The sequence below is a fragment of the Micromonospora sp. C97 genome, from assembly GCF_018070385.1.
Classification (GTDB): domain Bacteria; phylum Actinomycetota; class Actinomycetes; order Mycobacteriales; family Micromonosporaceae; genus Micromonospora; species Micromonospora parva.
The window spans coordinates 17,132-44,000 of record NZ_JAGPXU010000026.1 but is presented as its reverse complement, the minus strand read 5'-3'; the positions used below and the strand labels follow the sequence as shown (position 1 = coordinate 44,000).

Here is a 26,869-nt window from a genome sequence, read left to right as displayed (position 1 = left end):
CTTCCCCCGTTGTCTTGCAAACATTCGGCTACCGCGCCCACGCCTCGGCGTCGGTGACGACCGGCTGCCCGGTGCGTACCGATTCTTCGATGGCGAGGCTGATCAGGTGGTCCTGGCAGGCTTCGGCGAGGGAGTACGGAGCGGGGCCTTCCTCCCGCGCCCACGCCCCGGCGCGGGCGACGATGTCGGCCACCGCGATGTCGTCGTCGGACATCCCGCTACCGACGAAGGGATTGCGGTAGACCACCTCGCCGTCGAAGCTGATGTGCTTCAGGTCGAGCCCCTCCAGGTTGAGGTCGAGACCCGTCTGGCGTCGCACCAGTGACGACTCCACCGGCGTGGTCGGGTCGACCAGCCGGACAACCCGGTCGTCCACCAGCTCACCGCGCGAGCCGCGCACCACCAACCGGCGGGTACGCAGCGGGTTCCACCACTGGTTGTCGGTGAAGTCGTACAACCCCATCCGCCCGCCGAAGTCGATTGTCGCGAGTGTGGTGGAGAGCTGCTGCGGTGTGTCGTCACCGCTCCAGCCGGTCGGCGAGAGCGGGTTGGCCAGCGGCGCGACGAAGGCGCGCGCGTTGATCTCGGCGCTCTCGTGACCGACGCCGAGCAGACCCCGGATCAGCGACACCGCGTGGTACAGGTGGGTCGACGAGATCTGGACCGAGGTCGGTTCGCCGAGCACCCCGGCGCGGACCAGCGCCAGCCGGGCCGCGTGCCCGGGCATCAGCAGGTACTGCTCGGCGACCTGCACCAGACCGCTGCCCCCGACGTCGGCCCAGAGCGAGCGCAGACCCGCCAGGTCGGCGGCGGGCGGCGTCTCGGCGAGCACCGGTACGCCGGCCGCGACCAATTCCCGGGTCGCTTCCGGTGTCACGGACCACGGCACCGACACGATGACGAAGTCCGGCCGCTCGTGGGCGAGCAACTCGGCGGTCGTCCGGAAGGTCCGCACACCCCAGTCGGCGGTCACGGCAGCTCCCCGCGACTCGGTACGCGTCACCACCCCGGTCACCCGGAACCGCTCGGGAAGCAGCCTGGCCAGGCGAAGGAAGAACTCACCTCGCCAACCACTGCCGACAATGCCGAACCGGGTCTGCGCCACCGACGTCATCTGGGCTCCTCACCTAGAGGTCCGGATGCTAACCGTTGCCGGGCCGTGTTTTTCGCTACGGTTGCCCTGATGACCATCGACTCGTTACCGGCCGGACCCGCGTCGGCGGCCGTCGAAGTGACCGGCGCAGGTCCGCAGCTCGACTACTACCTGGTTGGCGCCCGCGACTCGACCACCACTGTGGAGGGCATCCTCGTCGAGGAGTTCACCCGGGACCGCGACTTCGTCACGACAGGGCTGGCCAGCGCGGGTTGGACCCCGCAGGCAGGCTGGTGGAGTTCCGCGTCGCTGAGCCGCGACATCCGCACGAACCCCGAGATGCTGGCCCGGGTGGTCCCCACCTCCCGCCGGCAGGCCGAGGACGCCCACCGCGCGCTCGGCGGTGGGCAGCTGCCGGACGAGACACTGCTCCGTACGCACTTTCTCGACCATCAACCGATCGCGAGCGCCCCGCCGCTGCGGCTCGGCCCCGCCCAGCCGCCGGCCGGCTTCCACGAACGGCGGGTGTACCGCGTCCTCTTCGCCAAGGACCTCCGCCCCGACCAGGTGGCCGCCCTCCGCACGGCCTGGCGGACACCGCCCGCCGGCACGAGCGCATCCGGCACGAACGCGTCCGTCGCGAGTGGTCGTCTCGATGGGCACGGCGACCAGTTCAGCTGGGACCTGCGCCGCGTCGGCCACACCCTCGCCTGGGGCCTCGACGTGACCGCACTGCTGGCGACCGATGCCACGGCGGCGCTCGGTTCGACACTGTCCGCGTTGACGGACGTCCTGCGGCAGCACGGTCTGATACCCGTGACGACCGAACGCTTCTCCTAGGGCCTGTTTCATAAGGGCGGTCGAGCCGAGGCGGAGTCCGGGCGGCGATCCGGCAAGGCGCGGTTTCGTCCGGATACCGGTGTCGTATCCGGACGAAACCGCAACGCCGCCGGTCGTCGTCCGGGCCCGCCGCAGGCCGGCCAGTCCTTATGAAACAGGCCCTAGGCCGGGCACCGACCTAGCCGACCAGACTGGAGGCGCGCGTGTCAGCCGACCTTGAGGCAACAGTGGCCCGGCCCATCTCCCTCGCCGAGGTGGTGACCGCCGCGCGAGCCACCCTGGCCGAACTGCTCGGCATGACCACGACGCCCGAGCTGATCATCGTCACCGACCGACGCTACGAACAGGGACGCCGCGTCGATTCCGGACGCCGCCTCGACGCGGCGGAACTGCGGGCCACCACCATCGGCGACCGCATCGATCGCACGCCCGACGGCATGCCCGGTGCGATCCACCTTGAGGTCGATGTCGCGGGCTTCGAGGACAGTGTCTGGCTCCTGGTGATCGACCACGAACCGGAGACCGACACTGGTCCGGAGGCCGTCTTCAGCCCGTACCGCACGTGCGTGGGTGTCGTCGTAGCGCTGGCCATGGCCCTTGCCGTCACCGACCTCACCGGCGGACAGTTCACCGACGACCAGATCCGGCTGCTGCGGCCGGGCCACTCCGACCCGCGTCAGGTGGTCACCGCGACTCGACTGCCACCGGAGCCGGGGGACTTCGCCGAAAGATGCGAACGCTACCTTCGCCAGTTCGCGCATCTCCGCGGGTGGCCGCGCGACGTGTCCATGCGCCCCTGACGGCGTCGCCCCGCCACCCGAAAGATCGGAAAAGGCCGTCTCCGACTCGCGGAAACGGCCTTTGACCTGGGGTGGAGCTGAGGGGATTTGAACCCCTGACCCCCTCGATGCGAACGAGGTGCGCTACCAGTCTGCGCCACAGCCCCCCACCGGCGAACCGGCTTCGGTCCCACCCGGCTTACACCGGGCGGGCCGGCAGCAAGGCTAACAGGTTGCCGGCCCCCACCGCGAATCCGCCCCCTGCGTGGCGCTCCCGCAGACCCGAAGATCGACTCGGCTTTCTGAAAACCGGGGCATCCCGGACGCCACGACACCCCGACTTTCAAGAACCCGAGTCGATCAAGCCAGCCGGCACCGGGGAGGCAGGGGCCGGAGACCAGCCCAGGCCGGAGACCAGCCCAGGCCGGAGACCAGCCCAGGCCGGAGACCAGCCCAGGCCGGAGACCAGCCCAGGCCGGAGACCAGCCCAGGCCGGAGACCAGCCCAGGCCGGAGACCAGCCCAGGCCGGAGACCGACTGGGCCGGGGAGGCCAGGCCGGGGGTCAGGCGCCTCGGCCGGCCTCGTAGGGGCGGCCGCGGAGACCGCCCGACCGCCGGTACGAGACCGACCCGCCGTTGACCGCCGCCGGCAGGTCGCCCTGCCGGTCCAGGCCCATGGCGGCTCGGCGTACGCCCTCGCGCTGGGCGGCCAGGCGGCGTTGCGCCTCCCGGCGGGCCGCTGCCCGGCGGGCCTGCTCCCGGCGCACCTCGGCCTGCCGGGCGGCCAGCCAGGCGGCCTCCCGGGCGCGGGCCCGGCGGCGGCGACGCCCGGCGAGGGCCTGACCTCGCAGGTGGACGACGTACAGGGCCAGGAGCAGGAAGGTGACCCCGAAGCCGACCCAGAACCCGGGGCTGACGAACAGCACGCCGATCAGCTCGACGACGTTGAGGAGCAGCAGGGCGGCGAGCACCCGGCGACGCCGGTACACGGCGGGGGTGTGCTGTCGGCGCGGCGGTGGCCGGCGTCGGGATCGTTTCGGCGCGGGCGGTACGGACCGCAGCCGCCCGGAGCGACGGGCGGCCGGCGGCGCGGAGACCGGCGCACCCAACGTGCCGGTAGTCGCATCCTCGCTGAGGGTGACGACCAGTGAGCGCGGCGGGTGGACGGGTCGCCGTCCCGGCACAGTGCGGCGCCGTCGGCGGCGCTGGAGCACCCGCGCCGTCGACTGCGCCCGCTCCGCCACCAGCCGCTCGGTGGCGTCGTACCGGCGAACCAGCGCCGGGGCCAGGGCGAGCAGACCGGCGGCGGCGAGGACGGCGAGGAGCACCGAGGTCGGCACCCTCACCCCTCCCGTCACCGAATTCGAAGCAACCGTCATCCGACCGCAGGATCTTCCACCAATCACGCGTGGGCGCGTGGATCGTCCGGCCGGGGAGCGCTTGCCGCAGCTTGCAGTTACTTGAGGTTACGGCGCGCCGACCGGGATGCCACCGCGCCGCGCCGATCCCGTCCGTGGGACGAGTGGGAGGATGTGGCGAAATCCTCCTACCCCGCGTTGGCGCGTACCCGGTGCCAGCGGGCCAGCAGGCCACCTTCGGCGGCGATCTCCTCACTCGTCATCGCGTACCCGATGTGGTCCCGCCACGCGCCGTCGATGTGCATGTAGCGCACGTGGTACGACTCCTCGCGGAAGCCCAACTTCTCCACCACCCGCCGGGACGGTTTGTTCTCCGGACGGATGTTGACCTCCACCCGGTGCAGCCCACCCGGGCCGAACGCGTGGTCCACGGCGAGCGCGAGCGCCGTCGGGATCACCCCCCGTCCGGCCACCCGCGCGTCCACCCAGTAGCCGACGTAGCCGGAGCAGAGGGCCCGCCGCACGATGCTGCCCACGTTGATGTGCCCGACCAGCCGGTCCCGGTCGCCCTCGCGCAGGCAGACCGCGAACGGCATGCCCTCACCCTCGCGGGCCGAACGCCGTTGGTCACGGTGCACCCAACGGAACGCGGCCGGCGAGTTCATCTCGTCCCAACTGCCGGGCAGCGAGGACTCCCAGGGCGCCAACCAGGCCCGGTTGGCGCGCCGTACCTCCGACCACGCGGCCGCGTCGGAGCGCCGGTAGGGCCGCAGCAGCACCGGGCCGTCGGCCAACTCCACCGGCCAGCCCGGCGACCGCGCGGGTCCGAAGAGACTCACCCGCACAGTCTCCCGCGCGGGACCGTGTCCCGCGCAAGTGGCCCCACCGGGCCGCGCACACCCACCGCTACGGCCCGACGGTCGCGCGCCCGGTGACCACCGGGTCGACGGACCGGCCGGGAGACCTCACCGGCGGCGGTCCAGCAGCAGGACGTCCACCGTGGAGCCGGCCGCGGCCGTGGTGACCCGCTCGCCGAGCACCAGCAGCCCGTTCGCCTCGGCCAACCCGGAGAGGGTGAACGGGCCGCCGCTGAGCGGCTGGACGGTGTACCCGCCACCGCGTCGCTCGGCGACGTGCGCCGGCCGGAACTCGCGCAGCCCCGCCGGCGACGACACGGTCTCCAGCAGGTGCGCCCGCACGCTGGGCCGGAACACCGGCTCGGCCCCGGCGAGCAGTTGGATGGCGGGACGGGCCAGCACCTCGAAGCCGATCAGCGCGGCACCGGGGTCACCGGGCAGGCAGACCACCGGCACCTCCTCGGCGCCGACAGTGCCGAACCCGAGCGCGGTGCCGGGGTAGAGCGCCACGTCGGTGAAGGTGACCGGCCCGGCCCGGCCGCCCTCGCGGCGGGACAGGATCCGGCGCACCATGTCCCCGGGGCCGGTGCCGGTGCCCCCGGTGGTGATGATCAGGTCGGCGCGCAGCGTCTGGTCCTCCAGCAGCCCGCGCAGCCCCTCCGGGTCGTCGTCGCAGATCCCCACCCGGTACGCCAGTGCGCCCACCTCGGCCGCCGCGGCGGTCAGCGCGTGCGAGTTCGCGTCCACCACCTGACCGGGCTGGCTGCCCCGGCCCACGTCGACGAGTTCGTCACCGGTGGCCACGATGACCACCCGTGGGCTGGGCCGGACCACCACGTGCCCGATGCCGGTCGCCGCGAAGACCGCGACCAGGGCCGGGGACACGTAGGTGCCGGCCCGGGCGAGCAGGGTGCCGGCGGGCAGTTCCTCACCGGCGCGGCGTACCCCGTACCCCCGTTTGGGGGTGCGGAAGATCTCCACCGCGGCCATGCCCTGGTCGGTCCACTCCACCGGGACCACGACGTCCGCGGCGACCGGCAGTGGCGCCCCGGCGGCCACCGAGAAGCACGAGCCGGGGGTGAGACGGACCGGCCGCCAGCTCGCCGCGCCGAGATCGCCGACCACGTTGAGCCGGATGGTGCGACCACCGGGCGTGCCGGAGGGGGCCGGGACGTAGCTCGGCCCCCGACCCCCTCCGGAAATGTCCTCCCAGCGCGCGGCGTAGCCGTCCACCGCCGCCTGGTCGAAGGCAGGGAAGGCGTGCGGCGCGACGACGTCCTCGGCGAGGACGTTGCCGTGCGCCTGGGTGAGGTCGAGGTCGAGTGGTGGCAGCGCGCGCAACCTGCGCAGCACGCTGCCCAGGTAGTCGGCGAGCGGCGTCAACTCGTTCGCGGCCGCCTCGGCGTCGGCCGTCGCGGTCATGTACCAGATCCGCCTGCCGCGTCGGCCTTGACGAACTCGGCCAGCCAGGACCGGAACTCGGTGCCCAGGTCGTCGCGCTCGGCGGCGATCTGCACCACCGTCTGGAGGTAGCCCAGCGGCATGCCGGTGTCGTAGCGGGTGCCCCGGTAGACGATCGCGTGCACCGGGGTGCCCTCGCTGCGCAGCAGCTCCATCGCGTCGGTCAGCTGGATCTCGCCGCCGCTGCCCGGCTTGGTCCGCCGGATCGCGTCGAAGATCGTGCCCGGCAATACGTAGCGGCCGAGCACCGCGAGGTTGCTCGGGGCGTCCTCCGGCTGTGGCTTCTCCACCATCCCGGTCACCTTGACGACCTCACCGATGTCGGTGAGCTCCGACTCCGCCGGCTCGACGGAGGCGATCCCGTACCGCTTGGTCTCGGCCGGGTCGACCTCGAAGAAGGCGAGCACCACACCGCCGGTGCGGGCCTGCAACTCGATCATCGCCGGCAGCAGCGGCTCCGACGGCTTCACGAACTCGTCGCCGAGCAGCACCGCGAAGGGCTGGTCACCGACGTGCGACTCGGCGTACCCGACGGCGTGGCCGAGCCCGAGCTGCTCGGGCTGCCGCACCGTGTAGATCTCGGCCAGCTCGCTGGGCCGACGCACGGCCGCCAGCCGCTCGGAGTCGCCCTTCTCCTCCAGCCTGGCCTCCAGGTCCGGACGACGGTCGAAGTGGTCCACCATCGACGTCTTACCCCGGCCGGTGATCAGCAACACGTCGTTGATGCCGGCCTGCGTGGCCTCCTCGACGATGTACTGCAACACCGGCCGGTCCACCACCGGCAGCAGTTCCTTGGGCACCGCCTTGGTGGCCGGCAGGAACCGGGTGGCCAGTCCGGCGGCCGGGATGACGGCCTTGACCGCCAGGGGACGGCCGGTTGCGGCGACCGTCGACGAGGGATTCGCTGAGTGCTCCGACATGCCGCGAGACTATCGGCCACGGCTCTGCCGCGGCGGGTGTGGCCCAGAAGACGCGCCGCCACCCGACCCCGGCCGCGTCGCGTCCGGGCCGACCCGCGCCCCACCCGGGGCGCTGTCCGGCGTGTCGTCGGCCGCATCAGGTCGGGCGTGCGCCGGGCCCACCACCGATTCCGGTACGCCCACCGTCGGGTCGGACCGGGCGGACCCGCCCGGCTCCCGGGTGGCCTGCACCGGCTGGCCGGCGCGCGGCAGTCCGTCGGGTGGGCTCACCGCACCCGCGAGAACCGGGATCTCCCGGGTCGGCAGATCCGAGCGCACCTCGGCGACCCGGTACGTGTCGCGGCCCGCCGCCTTGGCCGCGTAGAGCGCGTCGTCGGCGGCCTCCAGCACCTCCCGCCCGGTGCTGCCGTTGTCCGGGAAGACGGCGATGCCCACCGACACGGTCACCAGGACCGGCCCGGCGTACGCCTCGACGGCGATGGGCGTGTCCCGCACCGCCGCACCGAGCCGTTCGGCCACTATCGCCGCGCCCCGCGCGTCGGTCTCCGGCAGCAGCAGCACGAACTCCTCACCACCCTGGCGGAATGCCAGGTCGACCTCGCGAATCTCCCCGCGCACCCGTCGGGCGAACTCGGCCAGCACGGTGTCCCCCGCAGCGTGCCCGTACGTGTCGTTGACGTCCTTGAACCGGTCCAGGTCCAACGCGAGGACGCTGAGCATCCGCCCGAAGCGGCTGGCCCGTTCCACCTCCCGCCGGATCGACTCACGCAGGTAGCGGTAGTTCCACAGCCCGGTGAGCGGGTCGGTGAGGGAAAGCCGCTGCGCCTCCTCGTGCACCCGGACGTTGTCCACCGCCACCGCCGCGTGACCGGCGAAGGTGCGCAGGGTGGCCAGGTCGTCGTCGTCGAACTCGTCGGCGCCCAGCCGGTCGTAGAGGGCCAGCACCCCGAGCGCGGCCGCCGCGCCAGCCTCATCGGCCGCCGCCGAGGGGCCGCCGGGGGTGGCCGGGGCACCGCCGCCCGGGGCAGCGAACGGAACCGCGACGTACGTGCGGCAGCGTGGCTCACCCGTCGGTGCCTCGGTCGGCTCCGCCCTCCCCCGCTGCGGTTCGCCGGTGGCGGCGACCGCACCGACGATGCCGGCACCGACCGGCACCCGCAGCGTCTGCGGCCCATCGGTCTCCTCGTCCGGCCAGCGCCCGTCCAACCCCTCGGTGCACTGCGCGACGAGCACCCCGCCGGTCTCCACCAGCAGCACGGCACCGGCCCGCGCGCCGGTGGCCCCGATGGCGCTCCGCAGGATCACCCGCAGGATGCGTTGCAGGTCGTGCGTGCTGGCCAGGGTGTCGCCGAGCACCGCGAGATGCCCGCGCAGCTGATCCCGGTTGCTGGTCAGCGCCGCGACGTAGGAGCCGGTCTCCCGGGTCATCCGGTTGAACGCGGCGGCCAACCGCCCCAGCTCGTCGCGGCTGCGGACCGGCACCCGGGCGGTCAGGTCGCCCTGGGCCACCCGGTCGACCGCACCGGCCAACTCGGCGAGCGGCCGGGTGGTCACCCGGGCCAGTCGCCAGGCGGTCAGCACGGCGAGCAGCCCGGCCAGCACGACCACCCCGACCAGCGTGGCGTTCAGCCCCGGTGGCCGTTCACCGGGCACGGAGAGCACCAGCGGCAGCGGCTGCGCGTCGGAGGGCCCGAGCCGGCGCACGTAGCGGCCGTCGTTGGTCTCGGTGACCTGCTCGCCCCGGACGGTGACGGCGGCGGCCAGCACCGCGTCGCGTACGTCGCCGGATTCGGTCGTGTGGGTGACCCGAGCGGCGCGCGCCCCACTGTCGAGCAGGGTGACCGCCACCCCGGTCACCGCGGCCAGCCGCGCCACGAAGGCCGGGTCGACACGTTGCGCGGCGGTCACCGTGCCCAGCCGGGCGCCGGCGCGGTCGTGCAGGTCGACCTGGGCGGCCAGCGCACGGACCGGGCCGGCCGAACCGTCGGTCGAAACTGTGCCGGAGCCCCCGTTCGGGCCCTCGGTCGCGCCTCCGTTCGGGCCCTCGGTCGCGCCTCCGTTCGGGCCCTCGGTCGCGCCTCCGTTCGGGCCTTCGGTCGAGCCGGCGCAGTCCCGCCACGGGGTCGACGGCGCACCGGGCGAGACGTAGGTGACCCGGCCGGACACGTCGGTGATCAACACTGCGGCGGCCAGGCCCCGGCCGACCAGTTGCGCGGCGGCCACAGCCGGCTCGGCGGTGAGCGCCACCGCGTCGGCGGTGGCCCGGAGCTGCTGGCAGAGCGCGTCGACCGAGGTCCGCACCGTGGACGCCGCCACCGCCAGGCGCTCGGTGGAGCGGCTGCGGTCGACCGCCGCGACGGTGGAGGCGACGAAGAGCGCGCCGAGCAGGACCGGCCCGAGCACCACCACGAGGAAGGCTGCCGTCAACCGCCCGCGTAGCGTCACTCGGTCCCCCCGGAAGTTCCGCCTCCGTTGCTTGCGATGCTGACACAGTGCAACCGTGGGAGAGGCGTTGCGTCAGGAGTGTTGCGTGCCGGAATTTTCTGATGAAGCGGAAGTGACCCGGGTGGCGAAGCGGAACAGCCGCGTCGAGCTGCTCGCCCGCCGCCGGTCGCTGCCCGCCGCGACGAGGGCGGCCGCCGCCGGGCGCGTGCAGGCCGAGCTGGTCGCTCTGGTACGCCGGCTGCGCCCGCATCGGATGACGGCGTACGTGCCGGTCGGCGCCGAACCGGGCGGCGCCGACCTGCCCGAGGTGCTGCGGGAGGCGCTGCCGGCGGACGCGGAGTTGCTGCTGCCGGTGCTCCTCGCCGACCTGGATCTGGACTGGGCGGCCTATACCGGGCCGGCTGCCTTGATCGCGGCGGGTCGGGGTATCCGTGAACCGACAGGCGCCCGTCTCGGGGTGACCGCCGTGGCGGAGGCGGAGCTGGTGGTCGTACCGGCTCTCGCCGTCGACCACCACGGTCGGCGGCTCGGGCGCGGCGGCGGCTCGTACGACCGGGCACTCGCCCGGGTGCCCGAGGCAGCCCTGACGGTGGTGCCCCTGCACGACGGTGAACTCGTCGAGGCGCTGCCGGTGGAGCCACATGACCGTCGGGTGCGCGCGGTCGTCACCCCCGCCGACGGGGTGCGTACGCTTGACGGCGGCCCGGGTGCGGCGCACGGTGTCGCGCCCCACACGTCCGCTGGACGAACCCGGGGCGAATGACGCACCATTGGCACTCGAATACGTCGAGTGCCAACTGGCTGAGCCCAGATCCGGAGGAGAACGTGCCCACGTACCAGTACGCCTGCACCACGTGCGGTCACCAGCTCGAGGCGGTGCAGTCCTTCTCTGACGAGCCGCTGACCGAGTGCCCGGCGTGTGAGGGGCGGCTGCGCAAGGTCTTCAACTCGGTAGGCATCGTCTTCAAGGGTTCGGGCTTCTACCGCACCGACTCGCGGGCGTCCGGCTCCGAGACGACGGCCGGCGGCACGGCCAGTAAGCCGGCCAAGTCCGAGTCGTCCTCCGGTGACAGCTCGTCCTCCTCGTCCTCGTCCGGGTCGTCCTCGTCGTCTTCGGGCTCGCCGTCGACGTCCGGGTCGTCCTCGGGCTCGTCGTCCTCTTCGGGGTCGTCCTCGGGTGGATCGGGCGGCGGCAAGACGGCGGCGGCAAGCTCCGCATCCTGATCGCCGAAGGCCCGACCCCACCCCGGGTCGGGCCTCCGCCCCCACGCGTCAGGCCCCCAATCCCACGGGTCGGGCTTCCGACGCCACCGGTCAGGCCCCAATCCCACGGGTCGGGGCTTCCGACCCCACCGGTCAGGCCTCCATGCCCGCAGGTCGGGCTCCCGAGCCCACCGGTCAGGCCTCCATGCCCGCAGGTCGGGCTCCCGAGCCCACCGGTCAGGCCTCCAAGCCCTCGGGTCGGGTTCCCGAGCCCACCGGCCGGCCTCCAAGCCCTCGGGTCGGGCTCCCAACCCCACGGGTCGGCCTCCAAGTCCCCGGGGTCGGGCCTTGATCGACTCGGTTTTCAGGAAGTCGGCCCATCCAGGTCGCCTCGATAGGCCGATTTTCTTGATGGCGAGTCGATCAAGGGTGGTGCCATAGCAAATCGACCCGGCGGACGGGCGTTTTCCACAGGCCGGGCGGTTGTCCACAGGCGTCGGCCGTGGGTCGGCCGAGGTGGACGGTAACTGCCTAGCCTGCCGTCCATGGGTGCCGCTGCGGCGCTCGGGGACGGGAGGCGGCAGAGGCGATGGTCGATCCGAATTCCGCGCGGGCGTTGCGCCCGCTGCGCCAGCTCGCCCTGCCCCGCTGGCGCACCCTGCTCCGAGCCGGTCTGGTCGCCGCGCTGCTCGGCCTGGCCGCCGCAGTCCTACAGACCCCGGCCGGATGCCCGCCGACAGTCGTGCCCGCCGACGCACCATCCGTGGCCGACGACCCGCCCCGGCAACTGCCCGCTGACGCACCATCCGTGGCCGACGAGCCACTCCGGCAACTGCCCTCCACCGCACCATCCGCGGCAGACGAACCACCCCGGCAACTGCCCGCTGACGCACCATCCGCGGCAGACGAGCCACCCCGGCGGGTCGACGAGGACCGCTCGGCCGCCTCCGGCGGGGCATCCCCTCCCGACAGCACCGGAACGGCCGGACCGACCTCATGAGGGTCCGGCCGAGCCGTCGGGGTCAGTCCCAGTGCGGGGGGCGTTCGGCGAGCAGCCAGTCGTCGTTGTCGCCCGACCGCTCGCCCCAACCACGGTCGGTGTCGTCTGAGGTCTGCTCGGGCAGCACCACGAAGTCTTCGCTCAGGTCGACGGCGCGGTCGTCGTCTCCGCGTGCGCCGTGCGTGCCGGGGTCCTCGGTGCTCACGAGCGGCAAGACTAGCGCAGCTCATGCCGGCGGACCGGGCCGCGGACCGAAGCCACGCCGACCACAAACAACCAGACTGCCGAGCCCTGCCGACCAGAAACAACCATGCCGCCGATCGAGGGACTCCCCCAGAACCCGCCAGACCGACAACCGTGGCACGCCGGCCAGAAACGACCGGGCCGCCGGCGGCGTTGGTAGCGTCGGACGGCGTGACGACCCCCAGCGGTGGCAGCACCCCGGACGACTACTGGCGACGGCCTGACACCGGTGACGACGCGCTGGCGGACCAACCGCCCACCGCATCCGGTGCCACACCACCGACCGGGTCCATGACCCAACCGCCGGCCGAGCCCACCAACCCACCTACGAGCGGGCCCACCAGCCCATCGCCGACGGGACGCACTCCTGCCGGGCCCACCGGCGCACCGCCGGCCGGACAAACCGGACCAACAGCCGGGCAGACCGGCCCCACGTTGCCGGACGGCGGCACTCCCAGCGGACACGCCGGACCACCACCTGTCGGCCAGGCCGGCCCACCACCGGCCGGACAAACCGGACCACCAGCCGGGCAGACCGGCCCCACCTTGCCGGACAGCGGCACTCCCAGCGGACACGCCGGACCACCACCGGCCGGGCACGCCGGACCACCACCGGCCGGGCACGCCGGACCACCACCGGCCGGGCACGCCGGACCACCACCGGCCGGGCACGCCGGACCACCACCGGCCGGGCACGCCGGACCACCACCGGCCGGGCACGCTCCCGGTGGGTACTCCGGCCCGCCGCCGAGCGTGCCGCCGCCGGCGGGTTGGCGTCCGCCCGTACATCTGCAGCCGGCGCCGCCGCGGCAACTGCCCCCGCAGGACATGGTCGACCTGGACGCGGCCGAGCAGCGTTCGCAGCGGGTCACCTACGGCTTTGGCGCGGCGGCCGGCGTGGTGCTGCTGGTTCTGCTCTGCCTGCTCTGCTCGCGAGTCATTTTCTGATGCCCGCCCTCCGGCAGCAGCCCGGCAGCCGCAGACCAGCAGCCGCAGACCAGGAGCCGCGGGCCAGAGGGACGCAGCTCAGCGGCGGCAGCCCAGCGGGCCGCGAGTCAGCGGCCGCAGATCTGGAGGCGCACACCAGAGGGCCAGCAGCTCGTGTCCCGTTGGAGGTTCCCTGCAAGCTGGACCGCGGTGAAGTCGCCGGTCCTGGGTGTTGTACCGCCGCACAGCCACGGCCACCAACCCCGCAGAATCCATCTCGCAGCTATCCCTCACCAGATCCTGGACAGTTTCCGTCAGCACCGAACGGAAACTGTCCAAGATCTCTTAAAGGGTGGTGCCCCACACCGTCTCAGCGCCGGAGTGGCCGGTCAGGTAGACGTAGACCAGGGCGGCGATGGCAAGGGCCACGGCCGCTACCGCCAGTACCGGGGTGACCAGCGCGGGCAGTCGCGGCACCCGGGGATGCCCACTTGTCGCCACGAGCAGCAGGATGGCCACGATCCCGAGCGGCAGCACGATGCGGAACAGGATGTCTCCGTAGCGGGAGTGCTCGAAGATCTGGTCGAGGATCGGTCCCTGGAAGCCGCGGGCCACCAGCGCGTCGGTGAGCGCCTCACCCGACTTGACCGCCACGTAGGCGGTCACCGGAGCGGCCACGGCGAGGAGGCCCAGGGCCCAGTCCAGCCGGCTGCGCCACCGCGGCAACCCCACGTACGCGACGGCGAGCACCGCCAGCAGCGGCACGAACACGACGACCGCGTGGACCACCAGGACGTGTACCGGTAGACCCAGGATCTCCTCGAACATCGAATCCTCCAGGTGGATCATGGTCAGGGGCGGTCAGCCTATGGTCCGCCGATCGTCCCCGGCTCTCGATCGGACACACGCGCGCCGGGTCGATCGGGTTCATCCTTCGGGCCGTACTTCCGATCTTGCCTGGCTGTGTCGGTGGCCACCCGCAGCATGCGACGGTTGTCGATGCAGGCCGGGCGTGCTGTCATTGGCGAGTGTCCGGTACCGAGGAGCTGCTGCGGTCGAGGGGCCTGCGGGTGACGCGGCCACGCCTCGCGGTGCTCGACGTGCTGGCCGGCGGCGGCCATCTGGAGGTCGACGAGATCACCCGCCGGGTCCGTGAACGGCTCGACTCGGTCTCCACCCAGGCGGTCTACGACGTGCTGGGCGCGCTGTCCCGGGCCGGGCTGGCGCGCCGGATCGAGCCGGCCGGCAGTCCCGCCCGCTACGAGGCGCGCGTGGGCGACAACCACCACCACGTGGTCTGCCGGGGCTGCGGTGAGATCGCCGACATCGACTGCGCGGTGGGCAGCGCCCCGTGCCTGGAGCCCAACATCGCGCACGGCTTCGAGGTGGACGAGGCTGAAGTGACCTTCTGGGGCCTCTGCCCGGACTGCCGGGCCCGCCGCTCCGCCGACGTCTGATCGGTGCTCCGAGCGCGGCACCGACGGCACGTGCGCGGCGGGGTCGATCCGAGCGTGGCAGTCTTGAGCGGTGGACACCGATGACCTCGGCCTCTTCGGTCCGGGTTCGGTCACGTGGAAGGTGCACGAGGAGCCGATCCTGATCGTTGCCGGCCTGCGCTCGCTCTACCTGCAGGCGTTGCACCCACTGGCCATGGCCGGGGTCGCACAGAACAGCAACTACCGCACCGACGCGTGGGGTCGACTGGTCCGCACCGCCACCTACGTGGCGACCACCGTCTACGGCACCACCGCCGAGGCGCAGGCTGCCGGGGCCCGGCTGCGCCGCGTTCACGACCGGCTGCGGGCCACCGACCCGCGCACCGGTGAGGAGTTCCGGATCGACGACCCGGACCTGCTGCGCTGGGTGCACGTGACAGAGGTCGAGTCGTTCCTGAGCACGGCCCGGCGGGCCGGGCTGCCGCTGAGCGACGACGAGGTGGACGGCTACTACACCGAGCAGCGGCGCGCCGCCGCCCTGGTCGGTCTGGACCCGGCCACCGTCCCGGGCACCGCCGCCGAGGTCGCTGACTACTACGAGGCGGTACGGCCACAGTTGCGGATGACCCGGGAGGCCGCCGAGACGGCGGTGTTCCTCACCGCCCCGCCACTGCCGTGGAAGCTCAGCCTGCCGGTCCGGTTGGGGCTCACGCTGGGCCCGCCGCGCTGGGCGTACCTGGGTATCGCCGGCACGGCGTTCGCGCTGCTGCCGACGTGGGCACGCCGGATGTACGGGGGACTCGGCCTACCGACCACAGCAATGTCGGCGGACCTGACAGTGCGCGCGCTGCGGCTGGCGTTCGCCGCCGTCCCCCGCCGCTACCTGGAGGGGCCGTTGATGCAGGCGGCCAAGGAGCGGGCCACGCGGCACGCCGCCGCCTCGCTGGCCGGCTGACCCGACCGGCGGAGATCAACCGTCGGCCGGCCGGTCCATGGCCGCCCACGGCTCCTTGCCCGGGGCCTGCGCGCCCGCCGGGCAGTGCCGCCGGAAGTCGCACCAGCCACAGCGTGGGCTGGGCGCCACCGGGAACGCCTCGTCCGCGTCGGCGCCGTCGGCGACCGCCCGTTCGGCGGCCATGATGTCGCGGGCTGTGTCTTCCGCACGGGTCAGCTGTCGGGCCAGCGATTCGACGGTGTGGTCGTGGCCGGCGACCGTGCCGGTCGGTAGGTGGTGCAGCTCCACCCGGCGGCACGGTCGGCGGAACACCCGCTCGGCGGCGTACGCGTAGAGCGCCAGCGCCTGCGAGCCCCGGGCGTCGTCCGCGTCCAGCCCGCTGCGACCGGTCTTGTAGTCGACGATGACCAGCTCCGGCCCTTCCGGCCCGGGCCGCGAGTCGATCCGGTCGGCGCGACCGTTGAACGCCAACACGGCGGTCTTGACCGCCACCACCCGTTCCACACCGAGCGGGTCGGAATCCGGTTCCAGCGTCTCGACGTACGCCTCCAGCCACCCCAACGCCCGCCGGTAGGCGGCCCGCTCCTGCTCGTCGTCGCGGTAGCCCTCGCGGACCCAGGTGCCCTTGAGCAGCGTGGCCAACGCCTCGGGGCGCCGCCGGTCGGCGGGCAGCGCGTACCAGTTCTTCAGGGCGGTGTGCACGCTGGCGCCCAGTGAGTTGTGCGCCCACGGCGGGCCCTTGGGCGGGGCGGGCCGGTCGACGTAGGAGTAGCGGTAGCGACGCGGGCAGTCCGCGTACGCGCCGAGTTTGCTCGGGGTGCAGACGAACAGCCGCTCCGGCATGCCCTCGAAGCCGAGCTGTTCGGCGTCGCCGGCCCGCTGCCGAGGGGCCCGGCCGCCGGCCGCCGGCCGCCCTGCTGATGAGGATCGTCGCACGCCTGCGATCCTGCCATCCGCCCCCGACATCGCGCGCGTGCCGTCAGGTCATGTTTACGTACTGCGTCACGAAGGCGGCCACCGCGTCGGCGATGAGCTGCACGGCGATCGCGGCCAGCAGCAGGCCGGCGATCCGGGTCAGCACCTCGATCCCGCCCGGTCGGAGGATCTTCACGATGCCGCCGGAGAAGCGCAGGACGATCCAGACGGCGACCATCACGGCGAGGATCGCGACGGCGATGGCGCTGAACTCCCCCAGCCCGTCGGCCTGTTGGACGAAGAGCATGGTGGCCACGATGGCACCCGGACCGGCCAGCAGCGGCGTGCCCAGCGGCACCAGCGCGATGTTGGAGGTCACCTGCTGGCTCGGGTCGTCGGCCTTGCCGGTCAGCAGCTCCAGGGCGACGAGCACCAGCAGCAACCCACCGGCCGCCTGTAGGGCCGGCAGGTCCACGTGCAGGTAGTCGAGCAGGGTCTGCCCCGCCACCGCGAAGATCACGATGACGCCGAGCGCCAACGCGACGGCCTGCCAGGCGGCCCGGTTGCGGTCGCGGGCGGGCAGCGGGCCGGTCAACGCCAGGAAGATCGGCATCATGCCCGGCGGGTCGGTGATCACCAGCAGGGTCACGAAAACCTCGCCGAACAGCTTCAGATCCACGTGATCAAACTAGCCGCGCCGCGATGGGCGAAATACCCGGATCAGCCCGAAGCGACCTCGGTCACCCCGTCGGCGACGATCCGCTCGTACGCCTCGACGCCGGTGCTGAACGCGCCGAGCTGAACGGTCTTGTGGGTGCCGTGAAAATCCGAGGAACCGGTGACGAACAGCCCCAACTCGGCGGCGAGCGCCCGCACGTGTTCCCGCTCGGCCGGGCTGTGGTCCTCGTGGTCGGCCTCGAGCCCGGCGAGCCCGGCGGCAGCCAGTTCGGCGATCAGCTCGTCGGGCACCACCCGGCCACGTCGGGTGGCGCGCGGGTGGGCGAAGACCGGCACCCCGCCGGCCGCCCGGACCAGTCGGACGGCCCGGAACACGTCGATGTCCTCCTTGGGCAGCCGGTACCGCTCGCCCAGCCAGTTCGGGCCGAACGCCTCCCGGACACTGCCGACCAGGCCGGCGCGGATGAGCGCCTGCGCGAGGTGCGGACGCCCCACCGTGCCGCCACCCGCGCCGGCCAGGATGTCCGGCCAGCTCACGTCGATGCCGTCGGCCCGCAACAGGGCGACCATCCGTTCGCCGCGCTCTTCCCGGGCGGCCCGGACCCGGGCCAGCTCGGCCACCAGCTCCGGATGCTCCGGATCGAACAGGTACGCGAGCAGGTGCAGCGGCACCGCCGGCTGCGCGCCGGACCAGCGGCACGACAACTCCGCGCCGCGAACCAGACGCAGCCCCGGCGGCAGTGCGTCCACTGCCGGCGCCCAGCCGGCGGTGGTGTCGTGGTCGGTGATCGCCAGCACGTCCAGCCCGGCATCGAAGGCCGCGCCGACCAGCTCGACCGGGGTCAGCGTGCCGTCGCTGGCCGTCGAGTGGGCGTGCAGGTCGATCCGGGGGGCGGAGCCGGTACGCGAGGTCACCGCCCGACGCTACCGAGGAAACAGCGAGCCAGGCTCACATGGGGTCGCCCGGGTCAGAAGCCCTTCACCAGGATCGGCTGGTCACCGGTTGACACGCCGGGCACCGCGGCGGGGCCGGCGGGCTTTCCCGCCCGCACCTGGCCGACGTCGAGCTGGACCAGCTGACCGGTGCCGTCGAGGTAGGAGGCGTTGGTCCCGTCGATCCAGATGACCACCCCGGTCATCGGCGGCCCGGCCGCCACTGCGGTCGCCGCCGGCCCGAGCCGGTGCAGGTCGACCAGCAGGGACCGGTCGGTGCCGCCGATCCGTCCGTTCACCAGCAGCCACCGCCCGTCCGGCGAGACGCCGCCGACGCCGTCCTGACTCAGGTCGGGACCGCAACCGGTGCGTACCTGCTCCAGGCGTCGTGTCGGGGCGAGCACGGCGAGGCAGGTCCGGCTGGGATCGGTGGTGGCGACCTGGCCGACGAGCCGCCCGTCGGGCAGCTCCCCGTAGACGTTGAGGCTCTTGCGGTCGAGGAAGTCGAGCAACGGCCCCGCACCGGGCCGCCAGAGGGTGTGACCGGCGCCGGTCGGGTCGAGGCGGACCAGCACGCTGTCGGCGACGAATCGGACGGGCTCCGCCCCCGCTGGCACCGCGGTGCGCACCGCCCCGATGAGTTGGGTGCCGACCACGCCCGCCACCAGCAGGTCGCCGCCGTCGCGCCAGGCGACCTGGAGGCTGTCCGGGGCCAGCACGATCCCGCCCGCCCCGGCCAGCAGCACCTGCACCAGGCCGTCGTCCTGCACCACCCACAGGGAGCGCCCCGCGGTGGTCGGCGCGCCGACCACCAGCCAACCGTTGCCGCTGGGCAGTGGCTGGGCGCGTTCGGCCAGCCCGACGTCGGGCAGCACGAGTCGCCGCCCGGCGGCGCTGACCAGCGTCTCGCCGGCCGGCGGAGCGGCCGATGTCTCGGGCGAGGGGACGGAGCCGGGAATGCTGGCCTTCGGGAGCGGCCGGTTGGTCGGGCCCGGGTCACCGATCACCACGATGGGGGGCCCGTCCCGGCTGGTCTCGGCGCCGAGCTGGGCGATGCCGGCGCTGAGCAGCACGGTGGTGACAGCGGCGAGGGCGACGCCGGCTGCGGCGCGTCGACGCCGGATCCGGTTCGCGCGGCGGATGGCCTGGCCCGCCGGATCGACGCTCAGTGGGCGGGTACGCGCGACCTGGTGCGAGAGGCTCTCCCGCACCGCACCTTCCAGCTCGTCAGGCCGCACCTGGTATGAACGCGGCGGGACGTCCGTCAGGTTGTCGGGCCGGCCGGGGAGTTCAATCACTGCTGCTCCCCGGAGCCCGTGCCGACGGGCACGGCCGCCGGGGCGGTGGGCAGCACGACCTGCGGGGTGATCGCACGGGGCGCGGCGGGGCGCGGAGCGGCCGGGCGGGGTGCGGGTCGGCCAGCCGACCGCCGCGGCCTGGGTGCGGCGGTGGCATCGGTGACCGAGGGCTGCCCGGTCCGGGTGTCCGGGCCTGTCGTCCGGCCAGCGGCACGTGTGGCGCCCGATCGACTCCCGGCAGCAGGAGATGGGCCGGCGGCAGCAGACCGGCCGGCGAAGCCGGCGGCGGCGAGTTCTGGCGCGTCCGCGCCGAGTCGTCGCCGCAGCGTGGCCAGCGCCCGGGAGGTCTGGCTCTTCACCGTGCCCGGTGAGATGTCGAGCAGCGCGGCGGTCTGCGCCTCCGTCATGTCCTCGTAGTAGCGCAGCACCAGCACTGCCCGCTGCCGGTTGGGTAGCTGCCGGAGGTGCCGCCAGAGCAGGTCGCGGTCAAGTTGCTGCTCGATCTCGTCGACACCGGCCCGCTCGGGTAGCACCTCGGTCGGGCGTTCGCCGTGCCAGCGCCGCCGCCACCAACTGGTCGAGGTGTTGACCATCACACGCCGGGCGTACGGCTCGACGGCCTCGATCCCGCCGAGCCGCTTCCACGCCAGGTAGGTCTTGGTCAGCGCCGTCTGGAGCAGGTCTTCGGCGGTGGCCCAGTCCCCGGTGAGCAGGTAGGCGGTGCGTAGGAGCGCGGCGGAGCGGGCCGCGACGAACTCGCGGAACTGCTCCTCCAACGAGTCCTTGCTCGCCACCGCTCACCTCCGCACCCCTGCTGTCCTGGCAGAGTGCCACGTCAGAGGCGCTTCGGTCCATGACGAAAGGTGCGCACTTGCTCCGATGTTCGGTCAAAAACCTTCACGCACCGTCGTCGGCCTTGGCCTCGTCGGCTTCCTTGCCGAGCCGCGCCTCGACCGCCTGCGGCTCGTACATCTCCTCGACGACGCGCAGGTAGAGCTCGTTCGGGTTGGGTAGGTTCTTGATCTCGCGGAGCGCCTGCTCCTGACCGGCGGACTCCAGCACGAAGGTGCCGTAGTTGAGCGCCCGGCCGGTCGGGGTCTGCTCGTACTTCATGTCGGTGACCCGGACCAGCGGCATCATCGCCACCTTGCGCGTGACGATGCCGTTGACCACCATGACCCGCTTGTTGGTCAGGATGAAACGGTCATACCACCAGTCCGCGACCTTCCACGCCACCCACCCCATCACCGCGAACCAGAGCAGCACGGCGATGGTGGTCAGCGCACCGACGTCCTGGCCGGCGAGGAAGCCGGAGAGGTAGCCGAGCACGAAGGTCGCCGCGATGCCGATCAACAGCGGGTTGGTGAGGTGGATCCAGTGCCGCTTCCACTCGCCGCGGTAGCGCTCGGTGGGGAAGAGGTAGCGCGCCACCAACGAGCTGGGCTCGTCTTCCAGTGGCAGCACCCGCCGAGGGGTCGAGCCGGTCGCGTCGGCGCGCAACCCGGCCAGCTCGTCCTCGGAGATCTGCGGCGGCTGGTAACCGGCCTCCGGATCCCGGATCCATCCCCGACCGGAACGACCCTGACCGGCATAGCCGGGCCCGTCGCCGTAGCCGACGTCGTCCGAAAGGGACGGACCGTCGGACAGGCCGGGACCGGCCCCGTAATCCGGGCCGTCATCTGGCCCGATCCGCGGGATCGGCTCGGTGTCGCGCTCGCGGCGCTCCCGGTCGGGGTCGTCCGGGTCGAAGGGTGGACCGGAGGGGCTGCCCATCGGCGGCTAGGCGACGAGGCTGGTGAAGAAGTCGCCAAAGCCCTGGGCGATATCCATGATCCCGCCGCCGAGCGACTTGAACACGTCCGCCGCAGAGTTTGGCCGGTAGGCGACGAAAAAGATCAAGAATGCGATTCCGGCCCAGGTGAGGACCTTCTTGACCATGGCGGGCCATCCTCTCGCGCGGCGCCGGGTCCCATTACCGCAGCGGCACCCAGAGTATCAGTGTGGTGTCGTACAGTGAATATCTGCGTCCGTTCTCCGTCAATCCGGGAGAGTTGTCAAGCTCTCCCGGGTAGATACGGGGACGGTGCGCCGTACACGAGCTCGGGCGGAGTCCACTCGGTCAGGTCGTGTAGCACGACATCTTCCGCGAGCAGGTGACCCGCACTCGCCGGCCAGGCTATCGCATGGAGCCACATTCCCCGAGCCTCGCCGGCGTACGCGCTTCGATCCGTTGGCGAATTCACCAACCACAGTGGAGTGGGGTGCCCGCCGACCTTGATCTTCGCCTGTCCGACGTGGTCAGGATGGCCCGATCCGGGGTCGGTCAGCGCGTCGACCAACTCCGGTCCCGGATCCGGGCCGGTCAGACCGGCGAGCCGGGTGCCCAGACCCACACCGGGTTCCTCGGCCACAAAGACCAGATCGGCCGGACCACCGCCGAGTGGCGCCGGGCCCGCGCAGGCCAACGCTGTCGCCCGCACTCCCGTCCGGTCGTCCCCGGCGTACGCCACACCGGTGAGTGTCCAACCGGGCGGCAGCGGCCACGGGCACCACAACGGCGTCACCGGCGGGTCGGCGGTCGCGGCGATCCGTTCCACCACGCTCGCCACGATCTCCGCTCCGATGTGCTCGGGCACGTGCAGCGGTGGCACCGGGCCGCAGTGCACACACCTTGAGTCGGTGTTCATCAGATCCGGCGCCCGTACCGGGCCCCCGCATCTCGGACAACTCACCGCGACACTCACATCCCCACCGTCTCCCCGGACCGCCGGCACGTCAAGCCCGAACGTCCGATTCGGCACCGTACGTGGGTCAGTCCGGCGGCGTGCCGGCGTGCGCGCGGATCCAGGCGTGCATCGCGATTCCGCTGGCCACGCCGGCGTTGATCGACCTCGTCGAGCCGTACTGGGCGATGGAGTAGAGCTGGTCGCACGCGGCGCGGGCCGGCGCGGAGAGGCCGGGACCCTCCTGGCCGAACAGCAACACGCAGTCGCGTGGCAGGGTGCCGGTCTCCAGCGGACGCGACCCGGGCAGGTTGTCGATGCCGAACACCGGCAGGTGCCGCCCGGCCGCCCAGGCGACGAACTCCTCGATCGTCTCGTGGTGCCGTACGTGCTGGTACCGATCGGTCACCATCGCACCGCGCCGGTTCCACCGTCGTCGTCCGACGATGTGCACCTCGGCGGCGTTGAACGCGTTGGCGTTGCGCACCACAGTGCCGATGTTGAAGTCGTGCTGCCAGTTCTCGATCGCGACGTGGAAGCCGTGCCGGTGCCGGTCCAGGTCGGCGACGATCGCCTCGTGCCGCCAGTAGCGGTAGCGGTCGACGACATTGCGCCGGTCCCCCTCAGCCAGTAGCTGCGGGTCGTAACAGGGGTCGTCCGGTGGGTCCCCCGGCCAGGGGCCCACGCCCACCTCAAGCTGGTCGTCGGTCACGGTCATCAGAGGGTACGGACCGCGTCGGCGCCGGCTGCGACGACCTGCCGGTCAGCCGAGGTCGAGGGCGGCACCGAGCCGGTCCAGGAAGCGCCGGTCCGCCGGGCTGGCCGGTGGGTCCACCCGACGCCCGCCGGTGCCGGGCACCGCGCGACAGACCCGGGCCGCGACGGACTGCACCCACTGGCGGTACGCGGCCGAGTCGGCCGGGTCGGCCCGCCGACGGAGGACCCGGCCCGCCGCCCGACAGGCGGCCAGCAGGTCCACCAGGTCGGTCAGCCGCTCGGCGGGTTGCGGGGTGCCGTCGTGACGGGCGTAGATCGCGGCGACCACCGCGCGGACCAGATCACTGTCGGAGGCCCGGCCGGCGGCCACGGCGTCCAGGCCGGCCAGGCCCGCCGCGACCCCACGCTCGATCCGGCCGGGACCGGGCGCCGCTGCGGCCACGAGAACCCGGCCGGGCAGGCCGGTGAGCAGATCCCACTCGGCGGCGGAGTAGACAGCGGTGGTCAAGGGCGTGGCTCGGCGGCCGGCAGAGGACGGCTCTCCCGCTACGGAGTGGCTCATCGGAACCTCCGGCGTCAGCATATGCCCCGAGACGGGCGCCGGGCCCCTTCCCCAGCAGACCCGCGGTCGGGGAAGGAGCCCGGTGTCCGGCGACGGTCGAGCCCGCCGCGACGCTCAGCGCGGCTCGGGGAAGCTGGGCCGCTCGGGGTCCGCGCCGTCGGGCACCGCAGCTTCCGCGTACTCCCGCTTGGGGACCATGACCTTGCGCCGGAAGACGCAGACCATCGTGCCGTCCTGGTTGTAGCCGCGCGTCTCCACGGACACCACGCCACGGTCGGGTTTCGAGCCGGACTCACGCTTGTCCAGCACCGTGGTCTCGCCGTAGATGGTGTCGCCGTGGAAGGTCGGCGCGACATGCCGTAGCGACTCGACCTCCAGGTTGGCGATCGCCTTGCCACTCACGTCCGGCACCGACATGCCGAGCAGCAGCGAGTAGATGTAGTTGCCGACCACGACGTTGCGCTTGAACTGGCTGGCCGTCGCGGCGTAGTGCGCGTCCATGTGCAGCGGGTGGTGGTTCATGGTGAGCAGGCAGAAGAGGTGGTCGTCGTACTCGGTCACGGTCTTGCCCGGCCAGTGCCGGTAGACCGCGCCGACCTCGAACTCCTCGTAGTAGCGACCGAACTGCATGCTGGTCCCTTCGACGGGCGGCGATGGAGTTCGGCACAGCATGCCTTACCGATGGTTAAGGCGACCGGCGGGGCGCGGTGGCGGCGGAAATGTCACACCTGTCACACGCCCGGGGGGAGACGCAATGAGCGGCGGGGCCCTCCCCGGCACCCGCCGCCCACGCTCTGATGTGAGGAATTCTGCCCTACGCCTGCGTAGGTTCAACAGAGATCGCGGTCACATTTATCTTTTTGTAACATTACTCTCCGTCACCAATCGGAGGTTGATCAGCGATCTCTGCAGGCCGGATACCTCCTTGTCAATGCCCAAGTTACCGATTCGTAGTGCTCAATCGGGTGGATCTCCCTGGAAACGCTCCCATTACCGCAGGTCACGCAAGTGCGTCGTGCACTTGCGATCCGCAGCTCGGGTGTGAACAGACGTACGTCGATGACCCGCAGCGCCCCCCGGCAGCCCCGAGCACGTTTCGTGCCCCATCGCCCGGGAATTCGATACGGTCAGCCCTGGTTCTACGGGACGTAGATAAACCGCGGTGATCGGAGAGTGCAATGGCAACCGTTGAGCTGACCTCGGCGAACTTCGACGAGGTGACCGGCAACGACGGCATCGTCCTGGTCGACTTCTGGGCCGACTGGTGTGGTCCGTGCAAGCGGTTCGCCCCGGTCTACGAGCGCTCCTCGGAGAAGCACCAGAACATCGTCTTCGGGAAGGTCGACACCGAGGCTCAGCAGGAGCTGGGCGCCAAGTTCGACATCCGCTCGATCCCGACGATCATGGCGATCCGGGACGGCATCATCGTCTTCGCCCAGCCGGGCGCCCTGCCCGAGTCCGCACTGGAGAACCTGATCGAACAGGTCGAGGCGTTGGACATGGACGACGTCCGCAAGCAGCTGGCCGAGCACAACCACTGAGTCGTCCCGCTGACGACACACGAGGCCGGGCCCGACACGGGCCCGGCCTTCGTCGTACCCCCACCCGCGCGCATGATCACCTGCCTGGTCAGGCCGAACTGGCCGTCGGAGGGACCCGAAGCAGTCGGTACATCCCGTATCGTCACGACCCGATGGAGAACCTGACCACCCGCGGGCGCGTGACCCGGCTGGGCGCGACCGCACTGGGTCTCGCCCTGCTCGTCCTCGGCACCTTCTGGGGCAGCGACGACGACTTCCCGTTCGGCCCGTTCCGGATGTACTCCACCTCGAACCCGCCGAACGCACCCGCGCCCGACACCCGCGTCGAGGGGGTGAACACCTCCGGGGCGGTGATCGACCTCGACCAGAACGCGACCGGCATTCGCCGCGCCGAGATCGAGGGTCAGCAGGCCCGCTACGCGGCCGACCCGACGCTGCTCACCGAGGTCGCCGACGCGTACGCCGAACGCCACCCGGACGCCCCCGCGCTGGTCGAGGTCCGCATCGTCATCCGCTGGCACGGCATTCGCGCCGGCCGACCGACCGGTCAACACACCGATGAGACGGTCGTCCGCTGGCAGGCCGCCCGATGAGCCGCTGGTTGACCGAGGCGGTGCCCCGGGGCCGGGTGGCCGCGTTCCGCACCCTGATCTACCTGTTCGTCGCCGCCGACCTGGTGATCTTCACCCCCTGGGTACGCACCCGGGTCAGCGTGCCCGGCGACCTGTACCAACCGCTCCTGATCGGCCGTCTGCTCCCACTGCCGACGCCGACCGAGACGCTGGTGACGGTGATCTTCTGGGCGTTGCTGCTGCTCGCCCTCCTCGCTGCCACCGGACGGGCGCCCCGACTGCTCGGCTGGGCGGTGTGCGCGCTGTACCTGGAGTGGATGATCATCGCGATGAGCTACGGGAAGGTCGACCACGACCGGTTCGGGCTGCTCGTCGCGCTGGCCGTGCTGCCCACCGCCGGTCGCGCCCGCCACGGCGACACCACCCGCACCGAGGCCGGCGGCTGGGCCCTGCGCGTCACCCAGATCGCGGTGATCTGCACGTACTTCCTGGCCGCCTTCGCCAAGCTGCGCTTCGGCGGTCTGGACTGGCTGACCGGCTCGGTCCTGGCCCGCGCGATCATCCGGCGCGGCACCGACCTGGCGGACCTGATCGCCCAGGTGCCGTACCTGCTCATCGTCGCCCAGTTCGGCATCGTGGCGTTCGAGCTGCTGAGCCCGGTGGTCTTCCTGCTGCCACCCCGTTGGCGACTCGCCATGGTCGGCTTCTTCTACTCGTTCCACGCGGTCACCATCGCGACCATCACGATCTCGTTCGCACCGCACCTGGCCGCGATGACCAGCTTCCTACCGCTGGAACGGGTACGCCCGCTGGTCTGGGCCCGTCGGCTCGTCGGCCGCGACACGTCCGGTTCGGCACCGACGGACGCCCCGGAGACGAGCCCGGCGGACACCGACACCGGGCCGGTGCCACCCGACCGGGGTCCGGTGGGAGCCGGCGCGGAGCGGGCGTTCGACGATCAGGCTCCGGTGCTCGGGCGACCGGCCGGGCCGTAGAGCCGCTCCCGCGCCTCCTGCGGCAGGGAACAGGCCGCAGTGCCGCCCGGCAGGCGGTGCCGGTTACGCGCCACCCAGCGGTACACCGGCCAGGCCGCAGCCCGTACCGGAGGGATCCGCAGGCCGGCACCGGCGACCCGCCAGAGCGGACCACTCGCGGCGAGCAGCTTCGCGATGGCGTCCGGGCCGGCGGCACGCGCGCCGTCCGCGCCGACCCACTGCACGGCCTCCTCGCACTCGGCCACGGTGAGGCCGAGCGCGTCCAGGTCGGCGAACTGCCACGGCACCACCCGCGCGGTGGTGGGGATGCGGCGCTCGATGAACTGCGCGCAGCTCGTGCAGAACGCACAGTCCCCGTCGTAGACGAAGGTCGACGTCTCCATGGCGTCCATCCTCCCCTCTCCGACCGCCCGGACGC

The 26,869-nt window shown here is 72.4% G+C and carries 31 protein-coding genes, 1 tRNA gene and 1 pseudogene; 11 read left to right on the top strand and 22 right to left on the bottom strand.

The window, feature by feature from the left end; translation table 11 throughout:
• Window positions 1-28: 28 nt before the first annotated feature.
• Window positions 29-1,114 (bottom strand): Gfo/Idh/MocA family protein, encoded by a 1,086-nt coding sequence (locus KBX26_RS25840; RefSeq protein ID WP_210857461.1) that lies wholly within the window; start codon window positions 1,112-1,114, stop codon window positions 29-31.
• 69 nt (window positions 1,115-1,183) lie between these two features.
• Between KBX26_RS25840 and KBX26_RS25835 the strand changes: the two genes are divergently transcribed.
• Both KBX26_RS25835 and KBX26_RS25830 read left to right on the top strand, forming a co-directional pair.
• Window positions 1,184-1,933 (top strand): hypothetical protein, encoded by a 750-nt coding sequence (locus KBX26_RS25835; RefSeq protein ID WP_210857462.1) that lies wholly within the window; start codon window positions 1,184-1,186, stop codon window positions 1,931-1,933.
• A 203-nt stretch (window positions 1,934-2,136) separates the two neighbouring features.
• On the top strand, window positions 2,137-2,733 hold the full coding sequence (locus KBX26_RS25830; protein ID WP_210866608.1) for a hypothetical protein: 597 nt from the start codon (window positions 2,137-2,139) through the stop codon (window positions 2,731-2,733).
• Window positions 2,734-2,805: 72 nt separating this feature from the next.
• Here the strand turns inward: KBX26_RS25830 and KBX26_RS25825 are convergent.
• The 6 genes from KBX26_RS25825 to KBX26_RS25800 all read right to left on the bottom strand — a co-directional run bounded on the left by KBX26_RS25825 (window position 2,806) and on the right by KBX26_RS25800 (window position 9,753).
• Window positions 2,806-2,879, bottom strand: a tRNA-Ala gene (locus KBX26_RS25825).
• Between the two features lie 396 nt (window positions 2,880-3,275).
• The gene (locus KBX26_RS25820; protein WP_036410858.1) at window positions 3,276-4,052 is read right to left on the bottom strand and encodes a hypothetical protein; all 777 of its coding nucleotides are present in this window, start codon (window positions 4,050-4,052) and stop codon (window positions 3,276-3,278) included.
• Between the two features lie 206 nt (window positions 4,053-4,258).
• Window positions 4,259-4,909, bottom strand: coding sequence for a GNAT family N-acetyltransferase (locus KBX26_RS25815; protein WP_030329148.1), 651 nt, complete (start codon window positions 4,907-4,909; stop codon window positions 4,259-4,261).
• Between the two features lie 126 nt (window positions 4,910-5,035).
• Window positions 5,036-6,349: a gephyrin-like molybdotransferase Glp gene (gene glp, locus KBX26_RS25810; protein ID WP_030329151.1), complete on the bottom strand. Its 1,314-nt coding sequence runs from the start codon at window positions 6,347-6,349 to the stop codon at window positions 5,036-5,038.
• Window positions 6,346-7,308 carry a UTP--glucose-1-phosphate uridylyltransferase gene (locus KBX26_RS25805; RefSeq protein WP_030329153.1) on the bottom strand — a complete coding sequence of 321 codons (963 nt, stop codon included), beginning with the start codon at window positions 7,306-7,308 and terminating at the stop codon, window positions 6,346-6,348. Before KBX26_RS25805 ends, glp begins: the two co-directional genes overlap by 4 nt.
• 9 nt (window positions 7,309-7,317) lie before the next feature.
• A complete protein-coding gene (locus tag KBX26_RS25800) occupies window positions 7,318-9,753 on the bottom strand; it encodes a diguanylate cyclase (RefSeq protein WP_210866607.1) in 2,436 nt (811 codons plus the stop codon).
• Window positions 9,754-9,838: 85 nt separating this feature from the next.
• On the opposite strand from KBX26_RS25800, the gene KBX26_RS25795 reads away from it, so the two are divergent.
• Together KBX26_RS25795 and KBX26_RS32535 are read left to right on the top strand one after the other, a co-directional pair.
• Window positions 9,839-10,516, top strand: a complete 678-nt coding sequence (locus KBX26_RS25795) for a 5-formyltetrahydrofolate cyclo-ligase (RefSeq protein ID WP_210866606.1) — start codon at window positions 9,839-9,841, stop codon at window positions 10,514-10,516.
• A pseudogene (locus tag KBX26_RS32535) lies at window positions 10,513-10,719 on the top strand (FmdB family zinc ribbon protein); the annotation flags it as partial. The gene KBX26_RS25795 and the pseudogene KBX26_RS32535, both read left to right, overlap by 4 nt.
• A gap of 14 nt (window positions 10,720-10,733) precedes the next feature.
• Here KBX26_RS32535 and KBX26_RS32530 read toward each other — a convergent pair.
• A complete protein-coding gene (locus tag KBX26_RS32530) occupies window positions 10,734-10,949 on the bottom strand; it encodes a hypothetical protein (protein ID WP_245233555.1) in 216 nt (71 codons plus the stop codon).
• Between the two features lie 596 nt (window positions 10,950-11,545).
• On the opposite strand from KBX26_RS32530, the gene KBX26_RS32525 reads away from it, so the two are divergent.
• Window positions 11,546-11,956, top strand: coding sequence for a hypothetical protein (locus KBX26_RS32525; RefSeq protein WP_247681066.1), 411 nt, complete (start codon window positions 11,546-11,548; stop codon window positions 11,954-11,956).
• A 22-nt stretch (window positions 11,957-11,978) separates the two neighbouring features.
• Here KBX26_RS32525 and KBX26_RS25780 read toward each other — a convergent pair whose 3' ends face one another.
• Window positions 11,979-12,161 carry a hypothetical protein gene (locus KBX26_RS25780; protein ID WP_030329161.1) on the bottom strand — a complete coding sequence of 61 codons (183 nt, stop codon included), beginning with the start codon at window positions 12,159-12,161 and terminating at the stop codon, window positions 11,979-11,981.
• A 584-nt stretch (window positions 12,162-12,745) separates the two neighbouring features.
• On the opposite strand from KBX26_RS25780, the gene KBX26_RS32515 reads away from it, so the two are divergent.
• A complete protein-coding gene (locus KBX26_RS32515; RefSeq protein ID WP_247681077.1) occupies window positions 12,746-13,147 on the top strand; it encodes a hypothetical protein in 402 nt (133 codons plus the stop codon).
• Between the two features lie 324 nt (window positions 13,148-13,471).
• Here the strand turns inward: KBX26_RS32515 and KBX26_RS25770 are convergent, their stop codons facing one another.
• Complete coding sequence (locus KBX26_RS25770) at window positions 13,472-13,954, bottom strand: DUF2231 domain-containing protein (protein ID WP_030329165.1); 483 nt, start codon at window positions 13,952-13,954, stop codon at window positions 13,472-13,474.
• Window positions 13,955-14,154: 200 nt separating this feature from the next.
• Here KBX26_RS25770 and KBX26_RS25765 point away from each other — a divergent pair, with 200 nt between their 5' ends.
• Window positions 14,155-14,583 carry a Fur family transcriptional regulator gene (locus KBX26_RS25765; RefSeq protein WP_030329167.1) on the top strand — a complete coding sequence of 143 codons (429 nt, stop codon included), beginning with the start codon at window positions 14,155-14,157 and terminating at the stop codon, window positions 14,581-14,583.
• Window positions 14,584-14,653: 70 nt separating this feature from the next.
• Window positions 14,654-15,517 (top strand): oxygenase MpaB family protein, encoded by an 864-nt coding sequence (locus KBX26_RS25760; RefSeq protein WP_030329170.1) that lies wholly within the window; start codon window positions 14,654-14,656, stop codon window positions 15,515-15,517.
• 15 nt (window positions 15,518-15,532) lie between these two features.
• On the opposite strand, the gene KBX26_RS25755 is transcribed toward KBX26_RS25760, so the two are convergent.
• The 11 genes from KBX26_RS25755 to KBX26_RS25705 all read right to left on the bottom strand — a co-directional run bounded on the left by KBX26_RS25755 (window position 15,533) and on the right by KBX26_RS25705 (window position 23,973).
• Window positions 15,533-16,483 carry a PD-(D/E)XK nuclease family protein gene (locus tag KBX26_RS25755; RefSeq protein WP_247676313.1) on the bottom strand — a complete coding sequence of 317 codons (951 nt, stop codon included), beginning with the start codon at window positions 16,481-16,483 and terminating at the stop codon, window positions 15,533-15,535.
• A 13-nt stretch (window positions 16,484-16,496) separates the two neighbouring features.
• Window positions 16,497-17,111, bottom strand: coding sequence for a MarC family protein (locus KBX26_RS25750; protein ID WP_030329175.1), 615 nt, complete (start codon window positions 17,109-17,111; stop codon window positions 16,497-16,499).
• A gap of 41 nt (window positions 17,112-17,152) precedes the next feature.
• The gene (locus KBX26_RS25745; RefSeq protein ID WP_210866605.1) at window positions 17,153-18,025 is read right to left on the bottom strand and encodes a PHP domain-containing protein; all 873 of its coding nucleotides are present in this window, start codon (window positions 18,023-18,025) and stop codon (window positions 17,153-17,155) included.
• Between the two features lie 53 nt (window positions 18,026-18,078).
• Window positions 18,079-19,341 carry a hypothetical protein gene (locus KBX26_RS25740; protein WP_210866604.1) on the bottom strand — a complete coding sequence of 421 codons (1,263 nt, stop codon included), beginning with the start codon at window positions 19,339-19,341 and terminating at the stop codon, window positions 18,079-18,081.
• Window positions 19,338-20,135 carry a SigE family RNA polymerase sigma factor gene (locus tag KBX26_RS25735; protein WP_210866603.1) on the bottom strand — a complete coding sequence of 266 codons (798 nt, stop codon included), beginning with the start codon at window positions 20,133-20,135 and terminating at the stop codon, window positions 19,338-19,340. The genes KBX26_RS25740 and KBX26_RS25735 overlap by 4 nt, the downstream gene beginning before the upstream one ends.
• A gap of 103 nt (window positions 20,136-20,238) precedes the next feature.
• Window positions 20,239-21,114, bottom strand: coding sequence for a PH domain-containing protein (locus tag KBX26_RS25730; protein WP_030329180.1), 876 nt, complete (start codon window positions 21,112-21,114; stop codon window positions 20,239-20,241).
• Between the two features lie 6 nt (window positions 21,115-21,120).
• A complete protein-coding gene (locus KBX26_RS25725; RefSeq protein WP_007455302.1) occupies window positions 21,121-21,279 on the bottom strand; it encodes a hypothetical protein in 159 nt (52 codons plus the stop codon).
• 116 nt (window positions 21,280-21,395) lie between these two features.
• Window positions 21,396-22,073: a DUF6758 family protein gene (locus tag KBX26_RS25720; protein WP_374224329.1), complete on the bottom strand. Its 678-nt coding sequence runs from the start codon at window positions 22,071-22,073 to the stop codon at window positions 21,396-21,398.
• 79 nt (window positions 22,074-22,152) lie between these two features.
• Window positions 22,153-22,776, bottom strand: a complete 624-nt coding sequence (locus KBX26_RS25715) for an RNA methyltransferase (RefSeq protein ID WP_210866601.1) — start codon at window positions 22,774-22,776, stop codon at window positions 22,153-22,155.
• A 51-nt stretch (window positions 22,777-22,827) separates the two neighbouring features.
• Window positions 22,828-23,364 (bottom strand): hypothetical protein, encoded by a 537-nt coding sequence (locus KBX26_RS25710; RefSeq protein ID WP_209444496.1) that lies wholly within the window; start codon window positions 23,362-23,364, stop codon window positions 22,828-22,830.
• Window positions 23,365-23,457: 93 nt separating this feature from the next.
• Entirely contained in the window at window positions 23,458-23,973 is a 516-nt protein-coding gene (locus tag KBX26_RS25705; protein WP_210866600.1) for a MaoC family dehydratase, read from the bottom strand.
• A gap of 548 nt (window positions 23,974-24,521) precedes the next feature.
• Here KBX26_RS25705 and trxA point away from each other — a divergent pair.
• The 3 genes from trxA (at window position 24,522) to KBX26_RS25690 (ending at window position 26,451) form a co-directional block, all read left to right on the top strand.
• Window positions 24,522-24,884 (top strand): thioredoxin, encoded by a 363-nt coding sequence (gene trxA, locus KBX26_RS25700; protein ID WP_210866599.1) that lies wholly within the window; start codon window positions 24,522-24,524, stop codon window positions 24,882-24,884.
• Window positions 24,885-25,036: 152 nt separating this feature from the next.
• Entirely contained in the window at window positions 25,037-25,477 is a 441-nt protein-coding gene (locus tag KBX26_RS25695; RefSeq protein ID WP_210866598.1) for a hypothetical protein, read from the top strand.
• The gene (locus KBX26_RS25690) at window positions 25,474-26,451 is read left to right on the top strand and encodes an HTTM domain-containing protein (RefSeq protein ID WP_036410861.1); all 978 of its coding nucleotides are present in this window, start codon (window positions 25,474-25,476) and stop codon (window positions 26,449-26,451) included. Before KBX26_RS25695 ends, KBX26_RS25690 begins: the two co-directional genes overlap by 4 nt.
• Here KBX26_RS25690 and KBX26_RS25685 read toward each other — a convergent pair.
• On the bottom strand, window positions 26,415-26,834 hold the full coding sequence (locus KBX26_RS25685; protein WP_030329196.1) for a thiol-disulfide oxidoreductase DCC family protein: 420 nt from the start codon (window positions 26,832-26,834) through the stop codon (window positions 26,415-26,417). The genes KBX26_RS25690 and KBX26_RS25685 overlap by 37 nt on opposite strands.
• Between the last annotated feature and the right edge of the window lie 35 nt (window positions 26,835-26,869).